The sequence below is a fragment of the Bacteroidia bacterium genome (assembly GCA_027493955.1).
Lineage (GTDB): Bacteria > Bacteroidota > Ignavibacteria > SZUA-365 > SZUA-365 > JAOSJT01.
In genome coordinates, this window is the sequence record JAOSJT010000001.1 from 1,753,961 (window position 1) to 1,777,256 (window position 23,296).

Below are 23,296 nucleotides of genomic sequence, written 5' to 3' on the forward strand. Positions count from 1 at the left end.
GAGTCCAAACACATGATGAGCAGAGCGCGACCGACCGATACCGATGACGCCATACTTGACCGTATCGCCGGCGGCGACCACGGTGCGTACGCCGTCTTGCTGCATCGGTATCGTGATCGCGTCATGAATCTCTGCTACCGCATGCTCGCGCAACGCGAAGATGCGGAAGAGGCGGCCTCCGACGCGTTCCTTCGCGCCTTCCGGGCGCTCCCGCGTTTCGAGAACCGCGCGCGTTTTTCCACCTGGCTGTACCGCATCACCCACAATGTGTGTCTCAGTCGTCTCGCGAAACGGAAGCGAGAACCGGCTTTCCTGCAGCTCGATGATGAGGCGGATGTCGTTCACGCTGATGATGATGCAGCCGGATCACTGGAGAATGCGGAGTTGACAGTGCGCATCGATGCGGCGCTGTCGTCCATGCGCCCGGAATACGCCGAGATACTGACGCTGTTTTACAGAGAAGATCAGGGCTACGATGAAATCGCCCTGATCACGAACCTTCCTCTGGGCACCGTCAAAAACCGTTTGCACCGTGCACGGCGCGAGCTTCAACGACGTATATTCGAAGACCGGTCATTTCAGAAATCTTCCAAAGCGGAACACGCATGACACACCCCGACTATGCCGTTCTTTTGCAGTACACCGACGGTGCGCTTGACGGTGATGCGCTCACGGAACTGCGCGCGCATCTCGCGTCCTGCACGCGCTGTGCCGCTGTGGTCCGCAGGGAACAGCACATTCAGAACGCGCTGATGACGATGGAGCGCAGCGCACCCCGGGACGATTTCGAACAGCGCGTGATGGCGCGTATCAATGCATCCCGCAACGCGACGCTGCAGGAACACGGCTGGCGCAAACGCTTCGTGCTGTCCGCCGTCGCCGTATGCACGACCGTCGGCATTGTGCTGATCGCTGCGGGACGAGGTGACAGCGCGCAAAGCGCACCGTCCGTGTTTGAAAAGATTTTCCATCGGCTGTCGGTGATAATCGGCGACAGCAATCCCCTGCGCGCCGATTGGGGGCAGATTCTTTCTTTCCTGCGGGACGATACCTTCGCCGTGCTCGCGGTGGTGATCTGCGTGTTCTTCCTTCTCGCGGGTGTGGACCGCTTCGTCCTGCAGCCGCTGATGCGGGAGCGTCTGAAATCCCGCGGCCATGTTGCGACGGGTACTCGGGATCAATAGTACTTCACGCGTATGGTGACTGCGCTACGTACCCCCATGTCATCGAGACAGATGATCCGATGGGTAGCGGCGATCGGCGTGAAGAACAGCTTCGCGCCGGGCGCGGTGTTGCCGAGCATATCCCCATCCACATACCAGTACAGCGTACGCACGCCGGGCGGTGCGGCCGCCTGCAGGCTGATCTGCTGTCCGCTCCCTTTTTCCACCAGATACTCGTAATCCGCCGAGGGCGAAAGAATCACCGGTCCTTCGCTCTGTCGGCTGGCGCTGCACTCGGGGTTATGGGGCGGTGGTACGGGAACGTGCACACGATTCTCCCGGAACCACAATGCCAGCGCCGGCTCGTACTCCGCATACCATGCCCGCACCGTATTCTCGCGCGGCTGGCATTGCGGACAGTAGTGCATGCTCCCTTCGGCGTTAATGCGATTCTCTTTCATGAGCGCGCAGCGTTCCTGTGTCGATACTCCTTTTATGGCGTAATCCCGTACGGTTGCGTCACAACGTTCGGAGGGGAGGAGACCGGTTTTCCCGCACACGTCACGCGAAAGCACCGAAGCGGGTCTCTTCAGCCACGGACGGCCGGAATCGTAGTCCACGGCATTGAAAAGATCCACCAGCAGCGGAACGGCGAGTTCCGCGCCGGACAGCGCGGGTGCCCCGCGGCCGTCGAAATTCCCCATCCAGACACCGATGGTATAGTGCGCGTTCCATCCCACCGCCCACGCATCGCGTTTCCCGTACGAGGTGCCGGTTTTCCAGGCGATTTTCGGCAGACGGGACGAGGTCAGTAATTCCTCGGGCAGATCGGGACGCTTCGCATCGGACAGAATATCCGACACCAGCCATGCTGCCGCCTCCGACATCACGGTTTGCGACTGCGCCTCATCGTCATCAGCGGCGTACCGTAGTGCCGCGATCTGTCCTCGCCGCGCGAAGGCACTTGCTGCGCGCACCAGCTCCTCCAGCGTTACGCCGCAGCCACCGAGAATCAGAGACAGCCCCAGTCTCTCGCGCTGCTTGTCCAACGAACGAAAACCCAGCGACGAAAGATAGTTCAGCAGCGACGGCACGCCTTGTGCGGCGAGCAGTCGCACGGCGGGGATGTTGAGCGACTGCAGAAGGGCTTCGCGAGCGGTGATCTGCCCCTTGTACGTCAGGTCGAAATTCTCCGGCATGTAGCCCCCGAAATCGGTGGGGATGTCCGCGAGTTGCAGCATCGGGGTAAGTGCGCCCTCATCGAACGCCATCGCGTACAGAAAGGGTTTCAGCGCGCTTCCCGGTGAACGCAGGGCGCGCACACCGTCCACCTGTCCCTGATGCGCGGCATCGGTAAAATCCGCCGAACCGCAATAGGCGGCGACACGCAGATCGTCATTGCGCACAATGAGCACCGCACCGTTGCCGACGCCGTCGGGCAGCACGCGGCGGACATGATTTCGGAGCATGGTTTCCGCTATGTCCTGAATCCCGCCGTCGATACTGCTGTACAGAATATCCGCAGTTCCCCGCTTTCGCAGAAACTGACACAGATGCGGCGCATTGGTGGGCATGGCATAGCGGAAGCCACCGAGAGCTTCGTCGCGCGCGCTTTCCAGCATGTCGGACGGGAACACGTCGTGAGCACCGAACCGCCGCACCCAACGATTTTTCTCGGCGGTCAGCGCCGCCGACGCACGATCCGGACGGAGGCGGTTCGGATCATTGGCCACCAGCGCGAGGGCGATACTCTGCGCAGGACTGAGTTTGTCGGGCGGCCGGTCGAAGTACACATACGACGCACTCGCGACACCTTCGACATTGCCACCCATGGGGAGCATACTGAGGTAGAATTCTAGAATGTCGCGCTTGGAGTACCGCGCCTCCAATTGCAGCGCACGCAGCGCCTCGCGCAGCTTTGCGGTGTAGCTGCGCTCCGCCGGCTCCAGCAGACGCGCAAGCTGCATGGTGATGGTGGACGCACCCGACACGCGTCTGCCCTGCACCAGATTGGTGTACAATGCCCGCAGCATCGCGACGGGATTGACGCCGGGATGGAAGAGGAAATATTTGTCTTCTTTCGTGATCACCGCCCGGATGAGTTCCGGTGTCACCCGGTCAAGCTCCGTCCGCAAACGCCACTTGTCGTCTCCGGTCAGGTAGGCGGTGAGCAACGAACCCCGCGCATCGAAAATCTGCGTGGAATATACCGGCAGTGGCGGTGGCGGCCAACTGCGATCGGCCAGCGCGAGCAATGCGAGCGCCGAAAGCGTAAGCAACAGCGGTGCGCGTCCGCGCAGGACGGCGCGGATACGGGCAGCGGGACCGGTCATTGCGGCATCACTGTTCGTAGCGCATCGGAGCCACCGCCGTCGTGACGGCGCCATGCGTGGAGTGATACGACGGATCATACATCGCTTCCGCCGAAACCGCCGGCAGCACGAAACTGCCCTGATTGACGACGCGGAGCAGGTAGATGAACTCCCGCGTGCCGCCGCCATCGAGCGATGTGAAAAGGATCATGCGGTCGTCGCGCACATCCATGGACTGCACCTGCATGGGATTCGGGACTTCCCAACCCAGGGCTGTAGACGGTTTGAGACGCGGATTTTCTATTTCACAGCCGGCGGGGACCATATCGGTGATCACGATGTTCTCGATCGACCGACCGCTTCCGCTGAGGCTGAGGCGGCAGACGACGAGCTGTCCCTGCCGCAGGGCCGCGAAGTCCAGCGGCTGTTTGCTGCGATAATCGAAGTAGCTGCGGCGGACGGCCATGTTCGCGTCCTGCTCCACGGCACCGCCGCTGCTGCGGACGCCTTCGGAGGTCCAGCTGTAATACACCGTCCCTTTGCCCTCGGCTTTGAGCGTAATGCGTCCGCCGCCGAGTTCCTTGTCCGTAATGCGGAGGTCTTTGTCCTTGTACTCGGCCTTTTTCTTGCCGTCCACATACACGCCCACGGTGAGCGAGGACGCTGCGGCCCGGCGCGCGGCTTTGCCGAGCGCCAGCATGGTGAACGCGGTTTCCTGCGTCGAGTACATCTGATCCATGCGGTCCGCCAGATAACGGATAATGATCGGGATTTGCTTGTTGGACGGATCATTGTCGAGCAGTATGCTGAGCATGAGGGCATTGGCGCGAATTTCGCTGTCGAAGCTGCCTCCGCTTTCACGCACCGGTTTGCTGCCGCTGAAACCCGAAGGCAGCAACTGATGCCAGGCGCTCCACTTGCCGGATTGCGCGAACGCGCCCGCGAGGAGATAACGCGAATCCGTCGTCAGCAGATGATTGCGGCCGCGGTAGTAATTCATGGTGGAAATGTCGCCGCGACCGGCGAGGGACAGCACGTACAGACCGTAGAGAATTTCCTTTCGTGCCTTCACTTCCGACGTACGGCCTCCACCGGAGTAATACGCGTAATTGAAGGTTTCCTTCTGCCGGGATTTGGTTGCTACGTAGCGCAGCAGACGCTGCAGTGCCTGATCCGACACGCGGTATTTCGCTTTGCGGGCTTCGAGAAGGAAGTGTGCGCTGTACACCGATCCCCACCAGTTGCCATCACCGCTGCCGGGCCAGTAACTGATCGAGCCGTCATAGATCTGCATGGATTCGATTTTCCGAATCGCCTCCTGTACATAGTACGAAGGCGCGCGCGTCTGGAAATGCTCCGGAGCAGCGAGCTTGAGTACCGACTCGAGGTACAGCTGCGGGAAGGCCTTGGATACGGTCTGCTCCAGACAGCCGTGCGGATAGCCGACCAATTGCCGCAGTTGTTTCGCGAAGCGTATCGCCGGGAAGCTGCTGATCAGCAGCTGCATGCTGCCGGTTCCTTTGAGAAATCCCTTCATCGCAGGCAGTTCCACCGCGCCAGCTTTGCTTAACACGCCGCTGCGACTCTCCACGGAGAACGGCGCGGCGGGTCGCACCGCGAGTTCATAACTGTCGCGCACCTGCGCGATACCCGAAGTGGTAAACTTCATCCTTGCGGCACCGGGAATGTCGCCCGCGCGCACGCGGAATTCCGCCTGCGCGGTTCCGTTTGCCGGCACCCGCACCTGCACCGACCCTTTGGACCGCAAGCGGAGCGCACCGGAGGTTTCGAGCTTCACCGTCGCGTTCCCGCTTTTCGATGTCGTGTTGATCACTGTTACGGGAATGACGAGTGAGTCGCCCGTCGAAAGCAGGCGCGGTATCTGAGGTTCCAGAATGAGATCGTCCGCGACTTTCATGGCCTTGCTGCCCGCGCCGAAGCGCTCGTTGCTGTAGGCCACGGCCATGAGCCGTACTTCGCCATTGAATTGCGGAATGGGCAGCGACACCTTCACCGTGCCGCTTCCGTCTGATTTCCGAATGCCACTCCAGTACGACAGCAGGGTGAAACGATTGACGCTGATGGGGTTGACGCGCTTTTTCAAGCCCTCCTCGAAGCCGCCGTCGCCGCCGGTCAGGGACGACGAACGCACAATTTCGGGCAAAAGGAACTTGTAGAGATCGTAGGGCTGCACCTGCAGCGCGCGCTTGGCGTACATGGTGTTGTACGGATCGGGGGTTACATAATCCTTGATCTGCAGAATGCCTTCGTCCACCGCCGCCAGAGTAACGTAAATATCGCGCTCAGGCGCTGTTTTGATGGTGATGGTTTGTGTCGTATTGGGTTTCACGCGCGCGGGAGCGTTGATGGTGACTGCAAGCCTGTTCTCGCGCTTTTGCGCGGCCATGGATGCAAAGCCGTGTCCGACAAGGAACGGGACATCGTTGGACGGCTGATGCTTGCGGAACAGCGTCGCGGTGATGTACACGTTCGGCATGTGTTCAGACTTCACCGGAAGGCGGTACTCGACAGAGCGGTTTTTCACATCGAGGTAATCATGCTGCATGACCCCGTTGCGCTCGACGGTCACAAGCAGCTTGCCATCGAAGGGACAGAGGAAGAGCACTTTCGCTGTTTCGCCCGGTCGGTACTGCTCCTTGTCGAATACGATATCCACCCTGCCCTCCTTGTCCACCTGGAACGACGACGCGGTAGACGTCCCCCAGCCATAGGCATAGAACTCGCTGTACACATACTCATCCTCTCCGGAACGCGAGACGCGCAGCTGATATTTGCCCGAGCGGCGCACACTGATCTGCACGGAGGTTGCGGCGTTCAGCGTCATGGAACGCTCCCATTCCAGGACTTCGCGTTGCTCAGAAGCGTAGAAATACCGGCCTGAATAGTCCTTTTTCAGCACCGTCTGCCATTCCATGCGCACGAGACGAACGTCGGTCCGGAATCCGCTCCGCGGCTTGTCGTTGCGATCCACGGCGACGAGACGGAAGGTCCCGGGCTTGTTTACCGACAGATACGTCCCGGGCGATTTTATGCCGAGGTACTCATTGTTCGGAAAAATGGTGACTTGGGCGGAGCGGTTGACGGTTCGTCCCGTCAGATCGAATACGCTGACATACATGGCGCCGTCCACAACCCCGGCACCCCGGAGATCCACCGGCACCGGATAGCTCATGCGCGTTTTTCCGTTCTCATCGAGCACACCATCCAGCATCGTGTTGTCTACGGGTGTGCTGCGCGCCGATGTGGAGGAGAAATCAAAGTCCCCGAAAGCTTTGCTCCGGAACGCCCGGTGGCGGAATTGCACATCGGCTTCATAGCGCAGATTGGCCGCGCGCGCGCCGAACAGGTACTCGGCATCAACGTCCACAGCGAAGACATCACCCGGCGAGAGTTGCTCCGCGGGAGTTTTAAGAGTGAGACGAATCTTGTCCGGAACCACATCCTCGACGCTGAATGTGTACGCACCCAGAAATTGCTCGCCGCCGGTGCTTAACTCGGCTCGGTACTCTCCGGTCTGCGCGTAGCTCGGGAGTTCAAACGCCTGCTCGAAGGAGCCCTGCCGGTTGAGGGTGAGCTTGAATTCGGTGAACGTCCTGCCCCGCGGCGTCAGGACCTTGAGCAGCACCGGTACGTCGGTGACAGGGAGCAGATCGTCGGTCCGGACGATGCCGGAAATGACGGCGCGCTCGCCCGGGCGATAGAGATCGCGGTCGCCGTAGAGGAAAGCGATATACGACTGCGAATACTGCCGCAGACCGCCGACATCGTAACGCGAGGTCTCAACCAGGGCGTCCCGGAGATCGAGAAAATTAAAATCGGCTTCCGTCACCGCCGTGACCATGCGGGGAGTGAAGTCCTCGATACTTCGGGCGACGTCGCGGAACACCACCGCGCCGCTGCCGTCGGTGACGCCGGAAAACAGCGTCTGGTTATTTGTCGACACGACGTTGATCTCCACACCCGACAAGGGTTGCGCGTCGTGGATGGAATTCGCGAAAACCATGATCTGGTCGCTGGAGACTCTGGCGACGAGTGCGATATCGCTCATGGCCACGATCTTCGAATCGGAAATCCATCGGTCCTCCGCCGAGCTGACGCGGACGACATAGATTCCTTTATGCTTCGATTTCAGCGCCCTGTCCAGATTGAAAACATGTTTCCCCAGCCAGTTGCGGTTGCTGTTCATGACAGCGGATTCCTTGTATAATTCCGTCCCCAACTCACCCACATAGTAGTCGGGATTGTACTCATACTCGGGATCCCACCAGCTGTTCTGCGATATGAAATGCAGCACATTATTCCGGAACACCTCATGCACTTCGATTTCCAGTTCATCAACGTTCACCGCGTGTATTTCGAGATTGCGGAGCCCGCTGCGCATGAGATAGCGCCCGCTGCGGTCGGCGAAATTGACTCCGGGCTGAATGTCCACAAAGGAAACCTGCTGGCTGTACTCATCCTGCAGGACGCCGCCGAACAATCCGGGGAGGCCTTTTCGCAGAGTCAGAGTTACGGACTGCTCATTTTCGAAAGCGCCTTCGATGCGGAGAATGTTATCGCTCGTGAAGAAGCGCAATGCCTGTTTCGGCTCGACGCTGATGAATTCCGCAGCCCGTTCCTCGTCTACGCTCTGCGTGGTCGCAACTTCAATCCAGCCCGTCGCACCGTCGTATCCCGCCACGACGCCGGTGACGGCGAGCTCGGTAATCGGCGGAAGATCGATCGTGAACTCGCGCGTGTCCGAGAGGGGCGAGCGACCGAGCGTGCTGACGAGACCTTCCCTGATGCGCAAGGTCACACGCTGCATTTTATCCTTCTGCTTCACGTCACCGATGGAGACGGCGATCACTTCGGACGCCTGCTCGGAGATGACGGTGGCATTGTTCACCGGTTCCCCGTCGCGCAGCACCTCGAGATGCGCACGGAGCCTGGCCGGCTCGACAGGATAGGTGAAATGGAGATTGGCCTGCATGCTCACGGTGTAGTATTGCCGCGGGATATGCGTCCAGAACAGATCCGCCTTGGTCACATCGAAGTCGGGAGTCCGGAACACCTTCTCTTCGAAATCACCGGACAGTTCCTTTGCGAAGAGTACGTTGTCCGTTACCTTCGCGGAGTATTCCTGCATCGGCTGCAGCGGCGCCTCCGGAGAGAAAATCAGCTTGCGCGACGACATCCACTTGAAGCGCCCCGGGATGGCCGGTTCGAACTGCACAAAATCATCGTCCAGCCACATCTGTTGCTTATCCGGCGGTGCGAGATCGTGTGAAAATTCGATCTCGATGGTGGTCAGCAGTGCGGCTTCCCCTTCGGGAGTGAAAGAAACGATCTCGACGGTGTTCGAATCGCAGCCGAATAGCAGGACCGCGAACAGACTGAGCGCACATGCGAAGCGAAGCTGCTTCATGGTTCATCTCCGGGGTGGGTGTGCGGATGGAATTCTCTCCGAGGAAAATACGGATTTTCCGTGAGACGCCCAGTTCCCGAAGCGCGTGTTGCGGAAGGACACCCTTGCCCGAAGGGAGAACCCCGCCGCACCGGTAATCCCCCGCAAGCGCTGAACGAGGTCACTGCTGAAGGAAGCGAAATGCACACAGTAGAAAGCCGCACAGTGTGCTGTGGCTGTGCAGGCGGATGCTCACTCGATTTTTCGCGTTTTTGCCTTGTTCGTGAAACTCTTTCTCCCCATCATAGTGTTTTGTTTTTTGTTCCCGTTCCACACAATTGGCCGGATCACTATGGAAGAAGTCATCGAACACGTGTCCTTCAACGGAATCGCTCCGGACGATCTGGAGGAATTTCACAGGCAGCAGGACAAGATCCTCGCCGCGGTGCTCGAGCGGCTGGCACGTTCTCAGGAGGCCGCCGCGGTATTCAAGGACGGTGAGCGTTTGCGCATTGCTCGCGAGAGCGCGCTTATATTTCTGGAAAACTTCCACGCCACTGCGCGCTATCGCATCCCGGCAGCGATACTGGAGTATCTGGACTGGTTGCGGGGATTTTTGCTCAGCAGAGGCTTCCCTCCCGCATTCCTGCCGTCCTTGCTGCATGCCTCCAAAATCGCCGCACATGCATTCATGGAGCATCACAACAGCGACGGCATTGCATCCGCACTCACCGCTCTGCAACACCGTGAGCAATCCCGCATCATAGGAGTACAAGCGTAATGAAAGACGAGCAACTCTCACTCTTCCTCGACTGCCTGCTTGCGGGTGATCGCCGGCGATGTTTCGCACTCGTCCAGGAATGGGAACAGCAGCACCTCCCCGATACGCAATTGTACAACGACATCATCATTCCCGCACTCAACAGTATCGGCAGCAACTGGGAGAACAACACCGACACCATCGTTACCGAGCATGTCGCTACGCAAATCGTCAAGCAGATCCTGGCGTACAAGGCCTTTGCCACCACGAACACGAAGAAGAACGGGAAGACAGCCATGATCGGCTGCGTACCGAACGAGCATCATGATGTGGCCTCCACCATGCTTGCGAATATGCTGGAGCGCGAAGGCTGGCGCGTGCTCAATTATGGAGCCTCTATTCCCAGATATGACCTTATTCAGGGGATAAATGCAGCCAAGCCGGATCTGCTCTGCCTCACCATGAAGTCCATCACCAGTCTCCCGGAGACCGAAGAATTGCTTCGCGACATACGCAAGGTGCTCCCCTCCCTCCCCATCATGCTGGGCGGCATTGCCATGCCCGGCGTGCGCGCCGTCCTCGCACCCTACGTCACCATGTTCGCCGGCTCATTGACGGAGGGCCTTGAACAGGCAAAAACACTAGGGAACTGACGACTGACGATTTACGACGTACGATTTACGATTTTCGATTTGGCGGATTAAGCTTACTCCGTGCGGTCAATCGGACGCTCGGAAAAAGTCGACGACTCGTCATGGCAGGGAAAAAAATGTGAGATGTACGACCTACGATTTACGACTTACGATATACGACTTACGATTTTCGATGTACGACGTGCGATGTGAGCAGTTTCCGACGGAACGATGTGGGGATCTGCATCTCGCAGTATGTATATCATACCGCCGGATCGTTTAACATTTAACCTTTAACGATTAACGATCCCCGAATTTCGCCTACGTATGGAAGAAGCGAAACGGGACATGATACACGAGGGCGGGGATGACGGAAAGAAGCATGGTCCAGAGGCACTCCTTCCATTTCATCTCGCCACGATGTCTCATCACGCTCACCAGTACCCAGGACATGCTTAACGAGTAAGGTACTATCGCCATGTTCAGCGTGGCATCCAGCGGCGGTCCCTGCACGAGAAAGTATGCGAGCAGCATCCCGGCGAAGCTCCCGAAAAACGCTGACATCGTTAAACACGTAGCATAAATCATCCGCTCGAAGTTCACGAAGGATGAGAGATCCTTGTCCGCAGCATCCATATAACCTCCTGAAATGGCATCGATGATTGTCCTGCCTTTTAATGACAAGGAGCATTGAACGCCGGACGCGCATGTCGTCTCCGCATGCCTGTCGTGCATGGCGAAGCGTCTGCCTCAACATGCCAGGGGATTCGGGAGCGTCTTCTGATCCAACACCAGTCGCACCCGATTTTCAATGCTCCTTGCTTGTTTATCGTCTATGGTCTATGACCGCGGGTAGGCACCGAGAGATCAACCGAGACGCGCGATGATGGCGTCGGTCATCTGTTGTGTGGTGGCCGCACCTTTGCTGAAGACGTCCGGGCCGCCCGCAAGCTTGAGCATATCATAGGTGCGAACCTTGCCATCGGAAATCACCCCGGCTACGGCGGATCTGATACGCGCCGCCTTGTCCGTCTCTCCGATGTGATCCAGCATCATGCAGGCGCTGAGCACCATGGCGATGGGATTGACGATGGAGGGATCGAGTTTTTCGTACTTGGGCGCGGAGCCGTGCGTGGGTTCGAACACCGCCACTTCGCGGCCGATGTTTGCGCTGCACGCAAAGCCGAGCCCGCCCACCAGACCGGCGAAACCGTCGGATACAATGTCGCCGAACATATTCCCGGCCACGATGACGCCGTAGTCTTCGGGATTCTTTGTCAGCCACATCATCTGCGCGTCAATGTTGGTGGACCACAGTTGAATGTCCGGGTACTGCTTCGCGATGATGGCGGCTTCGTTTTCCATCATGCCCGAGGTTTCGCGTATGACATTGGGCTTTTCGCAAATGGTGACGGATTTGTAGCCATAGGTTTTCGCGTACTCGAACGCGGCGGTGACGATGCGTCGGCAGGCGTTGCGCGTGAAAATGCGCGTAGAGACGGCGAGGTCCTCTCCGGGCACGTCCGCGAAGGCCTTGAAGCGCGGGTGGGTGTTGAGCGCGTCCCACACCTGCTGCGGCGGATCGGTCCACTCCACGCCGGCGTAAAGCCCTTCGGTGTTCTGCCGAAATATCACGACGTCCACGTCCGGTTCTTCGAAACCACCATCCGCCGCCTTGCGGATGAAGTTGAGGGGGTTGTTCGGGAAGGCCTTGCAGGGACGGATACAGATATCGAGATCGAAGTGTTGGCGCATGGTGACGATCGGGCTGTAGTACACGAAACCCTTGTCCCGGAGCTCCGGCGCGAGTTCCGCGGCGGCCTTGTTCTTGGGCTTGGAGGTGATGGCGCCGAAGAGACCGACCTTATGTTCCTCGAGCAGATCAATCGTGCGCTGAGGCAGCGGATTGCCTTCGCTGCACCAGAAATCCCATCCGATATCGCCGTTGACATACTCGGCGTCGAAGCCGACGGCGTCGAGCACGCGAATGGTTTCCGGAAGCACAACCTTACCGATTCCGTCACCGGGCATTGCGACAATGGTGCGTTTCATACAGAGGTCCTTGCAGAGTGAGCGTAGTTGGTCTGAAACTCCTTTCGGAGTGTCCTGCAAGATACGAAGCAGCGAGGGAAGAGCATAGAAAGCGCAAGGCGGGAAATCACTCCCGCCTGCGTCGTCCGCACTTGCGGATACCCGGATTCGTCACGGAACGTTCGCTCTGGGTCATCACGAAGTTTTTTGCGACCATCCCCGCGACACCGGTCCGGCGTTCCCCGATTACATGATGATGAACGCACTGTGCGACACGCACACCCTGGCACGACGGATACGAGGTTGAGCAGTCAGGAAGTCGCGTGCGCCGGTTCCGCGTGCTGTATCGCCGAAGCCGTGCGGCAGCCGACAATGGCGGGCGCTTCGTGTATGAGGGTGTCGTCCTCCAGCGCGTGCACCATGAACAGCGCGAAGTCGATGCGGCGCGTGCGATTGCTGGCGAGCACGGGATCGCCGACATGCCGGCTCCACACCGGAAGACCTTCGCTGCCGCCCTCCTCGAGATCGCTGCCGCGCACGACGGTCCAGCGCCTGTCGCTCGCGAAGATGCGACGGCACGCTTCCACCTGATCGTCTATTTCGGCGAAGCGGAGGACACGCGCAAGCATGGTGAAGAATTTCAGAAACGCTTTGAAGGAGCCCGAATAGCGGTCTTTCCCGTCCCGGGTGATATGCCAGCCGCAGGAGAATACGAGTCGTGCATCCTTTTCAGCGTAATCCAGCACCGCCTGTGCGGTGCCGGACGAGTACTGCCGCACGCCCCAGGGCACGAGCACGGTGAGCACCCCGTCACAACCCGCTACCGCGCGACGGATGACCTCGCGGTCGTCGGTCGCTCCCGGGATGATCTGCATTCTGTCGCTGAACTCCGCGAGCTTCGGCACGCTCTTCGCCCGGCATACGCCGACCACCTCGTAGCCGCGTTCGAGCGCGTGGCGTACCATGTATTTCCCCAGTTTCCCTGAAGCTCCGACGATGCAAATACGTTTTCCGTTCATCATATCTCCTTGTGTTTCATGCGCGGCATCCTTGTCGTCTCATCAATGGGAAACACGAACGCCATGTGGTTGTACTCTCGGTGTACGGACAAAGGGCAATCTTGTTTCCCTGATTCCTGCGGTGTTGCATCCGCATAGAAGATTATTCAGTTTGAATGTTTCCTCCCGGCAGCGATTTCAACAAAGGGTAACGGTTTCTCCGGAAACGCGCGATCCCTGACGCGACACCGTACGGGGTGCCGCATCAGGGATGCGCGGTCCGAAGATAGCGGTTATCAGCCCTGCATGATCATCATCGGTTCGCCGTTGCTTTCCATCATGACGGTGACCGGGACTTTGTTGGTGAAAATGTCGAACACCGGCGAGAAGGTGGGACCGAGCTTGAGCACTTCCATCAGTTCCTCCTCCGGCATGTCGCCTTTCACTTTGAAGGTCATGCGGACGCTTTCGTAGCCGCGGCGGATGTTCTCGTCCATGCCGAGCAGTCCATGAATGTCGAGATCACCCTCGAGAGTGGATTCCACGGATTCGAGCTTGATACCACGCGCGGCGGCGTGATACACCATGGCGGTGGTGACGCAGGATGCGAGAGCGGTGAGCGCGTACTCGACGGGATTGGCACCTTCGTCCGTGCTCAGGAGCACCGCCGGCTCGTCGGCCTTGAAGACGAAGGTGGTCTTATGTTTCTGCGGCTCACAGGCACCGTAGAAATCGCTGATGGTGGTCTGGTTCAAACCGCCCTGCACCCATTCGTTCTTGGCACGGAACTGGAAGCTGGCGATGGCGGGATTCTCGCGGATGACGTCCATGGTCATGGACAGATCGTCTACATTCACGCCGTTGATGATGGTTGGGTTCTGCATGATACACTCCTTGTGTATGTTGTGAGTAAAAATGGTTGTTGGGTGATATTCGATTTTCTCTACCCGACACAAAGAGCTACATGTACCGTGCCAAACTTGTCCTGGCCGGTTAACTCTTTTAACGACAATACTTTAGCGCCAGCTTACGCCGGAGGAGCAGACACGAAATTTCGTTATTCACGAAATGTCGTACGCGGGGATGACGAAATCTCGCAAGGTGCATTGTGTTCGACTGAATAATTTGCCGCGAGAGATCGGATCGCGATATCGAGTGTCTATTTTTTTGTGAATGGGAGCTTTTCGATGATATTCCCTTGCCGCACGGGCATCGAAGTCCATCGAACGCCCAAGTAAAATTCAGGGTGCGTATTCCGACGAAAGCGACCAGCCATTCCGATCAATGGCAAAATCTGGTCCGATAACTTCGGAACCAGTGGTCACTTTCGATCGGAATCGGTGGTCGCTTTCAATCGGAATCAGTGGTCGCTTTGGACCGGAATACACATTCAGGGAGGGGAATGAACGCAAAAACGCCTATTCGACTACGCTCGGTAGGCGCAAAGACTCTGAGAAAGAGTGACGCTGCCCACGATCCTGCTTTTTGCACCAGACAAGCAGTCCTGGTAACGCCCACTTTTGCAGCACATGTGGGTGGTTCATGAAACGCCCACTTTTGCAGCACATGTGGGAGCTTCATGGAACGCCCACTTTTGCAGCATATGTGGGAGCTTCATGGAGACGCCATTCCCTTCTCAGTGAGGGATCGCGGTGGTGAAGGCCGTGATAACGGGTACGGCAATGCGGACCGGACGGGCGCCCCTGCTCGCAAGGGGTCTGGGGTGTTGGCGGGAGATCGTGACTGCGGATAATAGCAGGTGGAGAGGGTCACTCCCTGCGTTTCGGCGGACGAATCCCGAGAGCCTTGACGCGTGAGGCGAGCGTGGTGGACGGGACGCCCAGCAGCGCGGCCGCACCGTCGTGTCCGGCGATTTTCCCGCCGGCATGTTCGAGCGCACGGAGGATGTTTTCCTTCTCGATCTGCTTGAGCTCGGCATAGTTGAGTATCACGGGATTCGCTGTCGCGGACTCGGTGTGCTCCGACGTGCTTCCCAGTCCGTTCGCCTCCGGAAATATGCGGGCGAAATTGAGGCGTCCCTCACGTGAAGTGATAACGGCGCGTTCGATGATATTCTGCAACTCGCGGATATTTCCGGGCCAATCATAGCTCCTGAGCAGTGCGACATCCTCGGGCGCGATGTCATCCACCGGGATTCCCATGCTCTGACTCGCTTTGCGTACGAAATGACCCGCGAGCATCGCTATATCGTCGCGTCTCTCACGCAGAGAGGGTACACGGATAGGAAACACGTTGAGCCGATAAAAGAGATCTTCGCGAAATCTTCCCTGGGCGACCTCATCGCGCAAGTCGCGGTTCGTGGCCGCGATGACTCTCACGTTCACATGCACGGTGTGCGCGCTGCCGACGGCTTCGACCTCTCCTTCCTGCAGAACGCGGAGCAGTTTGGCCTGCAGTTCGAGAGGCAACTCACCGATTTCATCGAGAAAAATGCTTCCCCCGTCTGCGAGCACAAAGCGTCCGTCGCGTTTCGCCGTGGCGCCGGTGAACGCGCCCTTCTCATGTCCGAACAGTTCGCTTTCGATCAGTGCGGCGGGGATGGCTGCGCAATTCAGTTTGATCAGGGGTCCGTCCTTCCGCTTGCTCGCGTTGTGAATGCCGCGTGCGATGAGTTCCTTCCCCGTGCCGGTTTCACCGAGCACGAGGACGGTAGCATCGGTTGCCGCGACCTGCCGCATTTGATGCAGCACCCGAAGCAGAGCCGGCGTCTCACCGATTATCTCGTCGAAGTTCTGCATCGCGCGCAGCTCCCCGCGCAGATACTCCGTTTCGGCGGTGAGCGCGTTGATACGTTTCTCCGCGTCGAGACGGTCCCGAATGTTTCTGAGGATCAGCACATGCAGCACGTGCTGCTTGCGCAGATGCCTCGAGAGTGTCGCTTCGGCCTGGCAGGAATTTCCATCCGCGAGCAGCAGTGTCAATCCTCCGGGGATCCAGAGCGACTGGCGACCATCGCGGGAGGTAGCGAAGGAGGTCATGAGCGCGTCGAGTTTCTCGCGGCTCTCATCGGAAAGAAGTGGTCGGATCGCGCGGCCGTGGAGGCCGCGATGCGCTGTCTGAAAGAGATGTTCGGCGGCGGGATTGGCCTGTGTTATGTTGCAGCGCCCGTCTATCTCGATGATCGCATCCATCGCCGCATCCAGCAGACTGTTGAGTTGCTGCTCCCGCTCGCGCAGTTGCGCTTCGGCGCGCAATCGTCGCAATTCGGCCGCCGCGCGCGCCGCGAAGATACGGAAGAGATCCGCATCATACTGCCGTTCGGGCATGGGTTTGTCGTTGAGGATGGCGAGGTGACCGAGAACGCTTCCGTCCACATCGAGCAAGGGAGCCCCCCGATAACTCACCGCGTGGAGTGGCGGCAGATCGGGATCGTCCGGAAAGAGCTCGATGACGCGATCCGGTACATGAAACACGTCGCGCTGCCGGATGACCGGTTCACAGGGCGTGCCGGCAACTTCGTACTCATAGTGCGGGACGAAGGAGCCGTCATGCCAGAAGGCCAGCGCGCGCAGCCGACGCGCTTCATCGAGATATTCCGTGACCCATGCGCCGCTGGTTCCGAGCGCCATTGCGAGGTTCCGTACAAGAACACGGAAAAAGTCCTCCCCCGTCTCTGCGGCGGTACCATGCACAAGCGCACGAAGAACGGCTTCGTCGCCATCGTGTCTCTGGTGAGTCTCATCCATACCGTTCATTTCTGCACACCTCCGGCATGTTTCCTTCGAAAGGGATATACGCCACCTGCACAGAGCAGGGATGCGCAATGCCACCCGGTCATGAAGTTACAGCAATCCGCTTCCGGCGGGCAGAGAATATCCCGACCGTCCGGCTGGGCCGATAGCATATACTCGTGGATTCGTGCTAAGATAAAAAAAACGGGTGCCACGCACAATCGAACGATGACAAGCGATCAGGCGAACATGAAAGAGTTGCATTGTCGTACGATACATCCCCGCATCGGGAGGTCGCCCTTCGGTGCCGCGAGACAGCGAGACACATGCATGCGGGCAAAGGCCAGTACGTTTTCACCGCACATCGTATTGTCGGATTTTGTACAATTCTCTGAATGCGGGGCACGTATCCCGGTACACCGTTCTTCCATATACGGATGCGACTTCAATCACCTGGTCGGCGGGAGACCATTGCAGGTGATTTCCGATCAGTTCCCGCGGTGTGACCATAGGTGGATCACCCGTGTTCAGAACACGAAACAGTGTGACGTGTCAGATGTCTTCATCCAGCGCACGTCGTTCTTGTACGCACGCGCAAGCGTCCGCCACACCCGAGCGTCGCTCACAAATAGAGATACCCATTCGTAAGGATCAAGAAGGAGGCGTGCCGCAGTTTCGGCAATCACCTCCTCATTGACTCCTTCCAGCGGATTGGGGCCGCGCAGGTTCGGGGTCAGAGACACGAGCCAGCGCACAATAGCGATTCCCGCGCGAGATGTCCGACACGATACGGGATTCTTTGTTGATAGTCATAGCAGCACCCCGCGCATAGTTGGGAGCTCCGGAACGATCGAAGTGTGCTGACGTTGCGTAAGCACCTTGCACGGGATGGACAAACTCTGCGGTTATCCGCCGGAAGCGCTATCTCAGAACCGTGAGTCGCCGGATTTCGGTCGCATCGGATGCGGTCAGCACATACAGATACACCCCGGCGGATAATCGAGCCGTTGGCAATTCGGCACTGTAGGATCCGGGAGAGTGATGCCTGTCGGCCAATACAGCGACAGTGCGACCGAACAGATCCAGCACGCGCACCGCCAGGTGACCCGCGCTGCCTGTGGTGTAATTGATGCGCACCGTGGCGCCCCGCGGTACCGGATTCGGGTAGCTCTGTTCGAGGACGATCGACGGGATTGGAAGTCCGGGTTCGTCCGCGGAGACAAGGCTCGGCCTGTGAAAGCCTGCGGCAGTCATGTCGAGATCCCCTGCCGAAGCCACCATGGTACCTGCGACTACAAGCAGGGAATCTATTAACGCCACACCGGATACATCCGCATGGCCAATCCCACGAGCGGGAAGAGTAAACTCGCGCCACACCGTTCCATCGGTGTCATAGGCGATGATGTGTATATTCGCTCGTCCGTCCGCGTCAACGCTGCTTCCCGCCAGGTACACGTATCCGTTTTCGTCCGAGGTCACGGAGAAGGGTATATCCAGCCCTTGCGCGTGCACGGTGCATACCGACATGAGCGCCAGGAACACGACGATTATAGGGAAATGATGTCTGTACGTCATTGCTGATCTCCTGAAATTTCGTCTCTGAACCGATTGTGTGATTGTAGCACGTGCGTCACGGATCGATGAACCAACCGGCCATCCACCAGTGATTGAAACGGATGGGAACCGTCGTACGGACTACGACCTGATGATACACAGTCCCCTGAGGCGCCTGCAATGCGACACTCGCCACAGGCGGACTTGATGGACCGACCTGGACGACGGTCTGTCCGATCACCAGGCCCTGGGCATCGAGACCATGAATGGCAACCTGTCCGCTCTGCGACGGATTCATGAGCATGAACTGCAGTTGCAAACCGCCGCTCCACCAGGTGGCGCCGGGAAATTGCGGGTGATCCGTCCCCGCGGGGTTGATTTTCAATCCACCGCTGACGATAATCACATCGTCGTTCTGTTTTTGGTACATAACGTCATTTCCGCCATTCTCATCGTATGTCAGGAATGAGACTTCCGCTTCCGCTTCCTGAGAATTCACATCCTGCGTCGGGCAGGCCTTGAGTTTCATGGGGATGCCGGGTGTGATAAAACCATCGGGGAGCGTGCTGAAGTAGATGAACCAGAAATGGATGTTGAAGCAAAAGACCCCTCCGTTTGCTGGAGTACCATCCGCTTCGGTTCCCGCCGTTCCGACACCTGTTCCGTCGCCAACGCCTCCCGCTGCACCCGGGCCTTTCCCGTCGCCTCCGGCGCCGGCGCTTCCTCCTTGCGCGGTATAAGTGCCCGGGACGCCGGGATTCTTTCCTTTTGTTCCAGGGTCGCCTCCTGTTGCGGTCGCGGATTTTCCGCTCCCACCGTCTCCACCGGGTACCGGCGGCGTACAACAGTTTGCTCCTTTGCCACCCTTACCTCCCGTAGCTTCGGCGTCGCCACCATCACCCGCCTTGTGCGAGCCGGCAGCGATCGGCCAGATATTGCCGGTTGCGCCGTTGCCTCCCTTGCCTCCTGTTGCGGTGGCGGTTCCACCATCGCCGCCTTTTCCTCCGGGACATGTGGGACAATCCGTACCGTTCGATGCGGTTGCCGTGGCCTTACCACCTTTGCCGCCGTTGCCGCCACCTTCGGTCGGGGCGCCAACGATGCCGGCACCGGGAAGTGTGAGAACGTAGCCGATACCTCCCATCTCACCGCCGGGGCCCGAAGTCGCGGTCGCATCGCAGCCGTTCGCGCATGGTCCCGGCGCCGCGTCGGCGGTGGCCGTTGCGTCGCCGCCCATGCCGCCATTGCCTCTGTTCAGGACAACACCGGCACCAAACACGACCGAGTTGCCTCCGACGAGTATGGATCCGCCCCTACCGCCCTTACTGGCCGATGCATCCGCGACGGCGGGGCACCCTGTCGCAACGACCGACGCTCCCTTGCCTCCATCCCCGGCGCTCAGCACAGTGCCGGCGGCAAAGGTAAGAGTACCATTCCGTGACGCGAAACTCAACGTACCGCCATTGCCGCCGACAACGGTTCCACCACCCGCGTCGGCGCCATTTGCGGCGTTCATATTGACGTTCACATCAATGTCGCCATCCCTTGCGACGCTGGTTGTCCCGCCCCGTCTTGCCTGAGCGGGACGATTGACACCGGCCCGTCCCGCGCGCGCGACCTGAGCCGAAGCGGCGTGCGCAGTCTCTGCTGTGACTCCGCCGGATCGAATTTCCTCAAGGGAAATCGGCGTCAGATCCGCGTCTTCGGTGAAGGTATCGGTGATCATGATATCGCCGTCGGAAATGATCGCCGGATCCGGTGAAGGAGATGAACCGATCTTCAATTCTCCGTCCGCCACGATACGGATATCCGGTGGATCGGCAGCGGGCGGTGTGCAAACGTTCGACATGCTTCCGTCCAGGGTGAACGATTCCGTCGTACGAAGCTCGATCACGGCACAGAGGCCGAGCACAACCCCGTCGATCCGGACCGCATCCACCGCGTGAATCACAACATTGCCGGAGAGAGTGAGAGTGGCCGATGACGCTACCGTGACCGTGGAATACCAGTACTCACCTCCGGGGAGCGTCAAATCCGCCTGCACATCGAGCGCGGGCGGTGTCACCGAAACGAGGTCGAGCTGTGCATCCGCTGAGTCCCCCGAAGCATCATGTACCCGCACCACAAGCGGCGATGTGCCGTCGTCAAGCGGAGTGCCGCTGATGCTGCCGTCTTCGGCAAAGGAAACACCGGGAGGAAGCGCGCCGCTCATCAACGACCAGCGATACGGGGGCGTTCCCCCCTCGGCTGTCAGTACTGTTGAATACGCCGTTCCCGGCGTGGCATCCGGTAAAGAACTTGTCACGACTCTGAGCGGCGGCAAATCGAGGTGTACGCTCGATTCGCGCGCATTCAAGTCCTCGTTCATCGAGAAATCAACCGCACGGACAACCACATAGTATGTTTCACCGGGAAGCAAGCCTCCTATCACGGCCTTGGTAGCGCCATGAATCACCGTTGTCGGCGTGGAAAAATTCTGTCCGCCTGAGCTTGTCGCGACATAGACATTGTAGCTCAGTTCATCGCGCATGGCGAGGTTATCCTGCGCGCTATGCCACACGACGGTGAGCTGCCCATCACCGGAAGCGAACGCCGTACTCGCACCGCGAAAAGACGGCGCGCTCTGATCACCCGCCGCACCTCCTGAAGGAGCGTGGATGCGTTGCCAGGCATCCGGTCCGCGCCGGTTGAGATACATGTTGAAGTCCCCACCGCCCGCGTCTATACGGGCGGCCAACAGCGGATTGTCATGCATGTCTGCGTTCACTGCTGTTGCCCTGTGTCGGCCGTCCGTTCCGGGCGTGTAAGCCTCGGAGTCGGTCATCGTTCCGGCGGCATTGTATTGCACGAACAGTACCTCCGACGACGCAGTGCCGGTTTCTGTCCAGCCTGCGCACAGTATTGTCCCCTGCGAATCGAACGCGACTTGTGAGAACACTTCGCTGTGCCCCGAACCGCCGTCGTAGATATTTGCCCAAGCCCGGGTACCGTCAGCGTTAAAACGGATGACGAACGCGTCGCCGTCACTTCCCCCGCCTGTACTCCCCGCCACCGCGGCATGCGAGCCTCCGGCGATGCTCATGGGCCAGGCGTTCCCATTTCCCGCGTAGGTATCCGACCACAGTTGGTCGGCGTCGTCGTCGAACGCCGTCACCACCGACACAACCGAAGCATCCGGCATGGTGGAAGCCGAGGCGACAAGGATGCTGCCGTTGGAGAGCACCGCCAGATCCACCGGAATATCGCTGGAGGTGGCCGAGGAGGTAAATACTTTCGACCATTGCAGCACACCCATTGGATCGTACTTGAGCAGTATGGCATGCCATCGCATATCGCTTTCAAAGACCGAGCCGAGCACATAGGTATTGCCGTTTCCATCCACGGCGATGGACGCCGCCTTTTCATCGCCCCCGGTGCCGTATTCTTCTTCCCAGATGGTAGCACCGGTGCGGTCGAGACACAGCGTGACAATATTCCAATCTCCCGCCGCGCCAAAAGTTGCGCCGGTGAGATACACGCGCTCATTCGCCGTCACCATGCGCGCGCATTCATCCGGCACGCCGGCAGCGCTGCCGTAACGCGCGGTCCATTCCTGGGCCGCAGCGAAACGAGTGCAGGTGACAAGCGACAGAATCATGAGTAGTAATCGAGTGTTCATACGACCTCCTGTCAATACGGGACATGACCGATGCGCCGCCATTGGTCAGTGACGACCGTACGACGATCGGGTGTTGTTGTAGTGCAAAAAGGAGCGTGTATAGGGAGGTGCGTCTGGCGATCCGTACATTCACACGGCGACGACTATCGACGAAAGATTATTTATCTCCTCGGAGAGGTTTTCCGTCGCGGGTGCTTCTTATCTGGTTGCGGGTATTTCGGCGCAAGCTACAAAACTCTTGCGTGTATGTCAAGTTTGTACACATTTTTTTCGTGTGCGGAATAATTCCCTTTCGAAGGGATGCGCACTCCCTCTCATCCGCTCGTCCCCTCAGAACCGGACCGCCCGCCTATGCTCACTTGGGATTCCCCTGCTCATCCCACTCCCGCGCCTTCCCCTGCCGCTGACCGTTGCTGTAGCGGATCTCGGATTTCTTTTTCCCGTTTTCATACCAGTCGATGCGCGTTCCGTGCACACGACCGTTGCTGTGCGGAATTTCCGTCTGTATCTGCCCGGAAGCGAACCAGCGGCGTGCGGTGCCGTGGATCACGCCATCCTTGAACGGTATTTCGGATTTCTTGTTGCCATTCTGATACCATTCCACCTGCGAGCCGTGCTCCTTGCCGTTGCGGTACAACGCTTCACTCCGCTTCTTCCCGTCGGGATACCATATCGTTTCCTTGCCGTGCGGGAGCCCGTTTGTATGCGGTGTCTCGAATTCCCTGGCGCCGGATTCGTACCAGCCGCGGGACGTGCCTTCAATCCTGCCCTTTTTGTACGTGACTTCGCTCATTTTCCCGCCGCCGCGAAAGTACGTCGTTGCAACGCCGTCCACTGTTCCGTTCACAAAGGTCAGCACGGAGTAAAACGCGGCCGAGTCCGGATGCGCGACGGGCTTCATGTCTTTGTCGAACAACAGCGTCCACCGTCCCTGCTGCCTCCCTTTCTCGTCGAGTTTGTTCGGGGATTGGGGAAATTGCGCGAAGGCAGCACCGTGCGGAACCAGAGTGATGAACAGCAGCATTACGATGACGACGAACACGGGAGCGACTCCGCGAAGCGAGTGAATGCCACAATGCGGGATCGTAC

14 protein-coding genes are annotated in these 23,296 nt (G+C 58.9%); 4 read left to right on the top strand and 10 right to left on the bottom strand.

What is annotated here, in order from left to right; all coding sequences use genetic code 11:
• Positions 1–12: 12 nt before the first annotated feature.
• Together M5R41_06915 and M5R41_06920 are read left to right on the top strand one after the other, a co-directional pair.
• Positions 13–609 (top strand): sigma-70 family RNA polymerase sigma factor, encoded by a 597-nt coding sequence (locus tag M5R41_06915; protein MCZ7556114.1) that lies wholly within the window; start codon positions 13–15, stop codon positions 607–609.
• Positions 606–1,184, top strand: coding sequence for a zf-HC2 domain-containing protein (locus M5R41_06920; protein MCZ7556115.1), 579 nt, complete (start codon positions 606–608; stop codon positions 1,182–1,184). The genes M5R41_06915 and M5R41_06920 overlap by 4 nt, the downstream gene beginning before the upstream one ends.
• Here the strand turns inward: M5R41_06920 and pbpC are convergent.
• Both pbpC and M5R41_06930 read right to left on the bottom strand, forming a co-directional pair.
• Entirely contained in the window at positions 1,178–3,574 is a 2,397-nt protein-coding gene (gene pbpC, locus M5R41_06925; GenBank protein MCZ7556116.1) for a penicillin-binding protein 1C, read from the bottom strand. The genes M5R41_06920 and pbpC overlap by 7 nt on opposite strands.
• A complete protein-coding gene (locus tag M5R41_06930; protein ID MCZ7556117.1) occupies positions 3,504–8,903 on the bottom strand; it encodes an MG2 domain-containing protein in 5,400 nt (1,799 codons plus the stop codon). Before M5R41_06930 ends, pbpC begins: the two co-directional genes overlap by 71 nt.
• Positions 8,904–9,234: 331 nt before the next feature.
• On the opposite strand from M5R41_06930, the gene M5R41_06935 reads away from it, so the two are divergent.
• Both M5R41_06935 and M5R41_06940 read left to right on the top strand, forming a co-directional pair.
• Complete coding sequence (locus M5R41_06935) at positions 9,235–9,663, top strand: hypothetical protein (GenBank protein ID MCZ7556118.1); 429 nt, start codon at positions 9,235–9,237, stop codon at positions 9,661–9,663.
• Positions 9,663–10,295 (top strand): cobalamin-dependent protein, encoded by a 633-nt coding sequence (locus M5R41_06940; protein ID MCZ7556119.1) that lies wholly within the window; start codon positions 9,663–9,665, stop codon positions 10,293–10,295. The genes M5R41_06935 and M5R41_06940 overlap by 1 nt, the downstream gene beginning before the upstream one ends.
• A 300-nt stretch (positions 10,296–10,595) precedes the next feature.
• On the opposite strand, the gene M5R41_06945 is transcribed toward M5R41_06940, so the two are convergent.
• The 8 genes from M5R41_06945 to M5R41_06980 form a co-directional block, all read right to left on the bottom strand.
• Positions 10,596–10,838 carry a hypothetical protein gene (locus M5R41_06945; GenBank protein MCZ7556120.1) on the bottom strand — a complete coding sequence of 81 codons (243 nt, stop codon included), beginning with the start codon at positions 10,836–10,838 and terminating at the stop codon, positions 10,596–10,598.
• 303 nt (positions 10,839–11,141) lie between these two features.
• Positions 11,142–12,326, bottom strand: coding sequence for an isocitrate/isopropylmalate family dehydrogenase (locus tag M5R41_06950; GenBank protein MCZ7556121.1), 1,185 nt, complete (start codon positions 12,324–12,326; stop codon positions 11,142–11,144).
• Between the two features lie 290 nt (positions 12,327–12,616).
• Positions 12,617–13,327, bottom strand: a complete 711-nt coding sequence (locus M5R41_06955) for an NAD(P)H-binding protein (GenBank protein MCZ7556122.1) — start codon at positions 13,325–13,327, stop codon at positions 12,617–12,619.
• 272 nt (positions 13,328–13,599) lie between these two features.
• Positions 13,600–14,187, bottom strand: a complete 588-nt coding sequence (locus tag M5R41_06960) for an OsmC family protein (protein MCZ7556123.1) — start codon at positions 14,185–14,187, stop codon at positions 13,600–13,602.
• 885 nt (positions 14,188–15,072) lie between these two features.
• Positions 15,073–17,010, bottom strand: coding sequence for a sigma 54-interacting transcriptional regulator (locus tag M5R41_06965; GenBank protein MCZ7556124.1), 1,938 nt, complete (start codon positions 17,008–17,010; stop codon positions 15,073–15,075).
• A 906-nt stretch (positions 17,011–17,916) separates the two neighbouring features.
• Positions 17,917–18,570 carry a T9SS type A sorting domain-containing protein gene (locus M5R41_06970; protein ID MCZ7556125.1) on the bottom strand — a complete coding sequence of 218 codons (654 nt, stop codon included), beginning with the start codon at positions 18,568–18,570 and terminating at the stop codon, positions 17,917–17,919.
• Between the two features lie 55 nt (positions 18,571–18,625).
• Positions 18,626–22,207 carry a hypothetical protein gene (locus tag M5R41_06975; GenBank protein ID MCZ7556126.1) on the bottom strand — a complete coding sequence of 1,194 codons (3,582 nt, stop codon included), beginning with the start codon at positions 22,205–22,207 and terminating at the stop codon, positions 18,626–18,628.
• A gap of 355 nt (positions 22,208–22,562) precedes the next feature.
• Entirely contained in the window at positions 22,563–23,249 is a 687-nt protein-coding gene (locus tag M5R41_06980) for a toxin-antitoxin system YwqK family antitoxin (protein MCZ7556127.1), read from the bottom strand.
• Between the last annotated feature and the right edge of the window lie 47 nt (positions 23,250–23,296).

Excerpts from the sequence above, each read along its gene's own strand:
- M5R41_06975 (MCZ7556126.1), bottom strand. The coding sequence starts at position 22,207 with ATGAACACTCGATTACTACTCATGATTCTGTCGCTTGTCACCTGCACT.
- M5R41_06955 (MCZ7556122.1), bottom strand. The coding sequence starts at position 13,327 with ATGATGAACGGAAAACGTATTTGCATCGTCGGAGCTTCAGGGAAACTG.
- M5R41_06940 (MCZ7556119.1), top strand. The coding sequence starts at position 9,663 with ATGAAAGACGAGCAACTCTCACTCTTCCTCGACTGCCTGCTTGCGGGT.
- M5R41_06965 (MCZ7556124.1), bottom strand. The coding sequence starts at position 17,010 with ATGGATGAGACTCACCAGAGACACGATGGCGACGAAGCCGTTCTTCGT.
- M5R41_06920 (MCZ7556115.1), top strand. The coding sequence starts at position 606 with ATGACACACCCCGACTATGCCGTTCTTTTGCAGTACACCGACGGTGCG.
- M5R41_06970 (MCZ7556125.1), bottom strand. The coding sequence starts at position 18,570 with ATGACGTACAGACATCATTTCCCTATAATCGTCGTGTTCCTGGCGCTC.
- pbpC (MCZ7556116.1), bottom strand. The coding sequence starts at position 3,574 with ATGATCCGTCGTATCACTCCACGCATGGCGCCGTCACGACGGCGGTGG.
- M5R41_06915 (MCZ7556114.1), top strand. The coding sequence starts at position 13 with ATGATGAGCAGAGCGCGACCGACCGATACCGATGACGCCATACTTGAC.
- M5R41_06960 (MCZ7556123.1), bottom strand. The coding sequence starts at position 14,187 with ATGCAGAACCCAACCATCATCAACGGCGTGAATGTAGACGATCTGTCC.
- M5R41_06935 (MCZ7556118.1), top strand. The coding sequence starts at position 9,235 with ATGGAAGAAGTCATCGAACACGTGTCCTTCAACGGAATCGCTCCGGAC.
- M5R41_06950 (MCZ7556121.1), bottom strand. The coding sequence starts at position 12,326 with ATGAAACGCACCATTGTCGCAATGCCCGGTGACGGAATCGGTAAGGTT.
- M5R41_06930 (MCZ7556117.1), bottom strand. The coding sequence starts at position 8,903 with ATGAAGCAGCTTCGCTTCGCATGTGCGCTCAGTCTGTTCGCGGTCCTG.
- M5R41_06945 (MCZ7556120.1), bottom strand. The coding sequence starts at position 10,838 with ATGTCAGCGTTTTTCGGGAGCTTCGCCGGGATGCTGCTCGCATACTTT.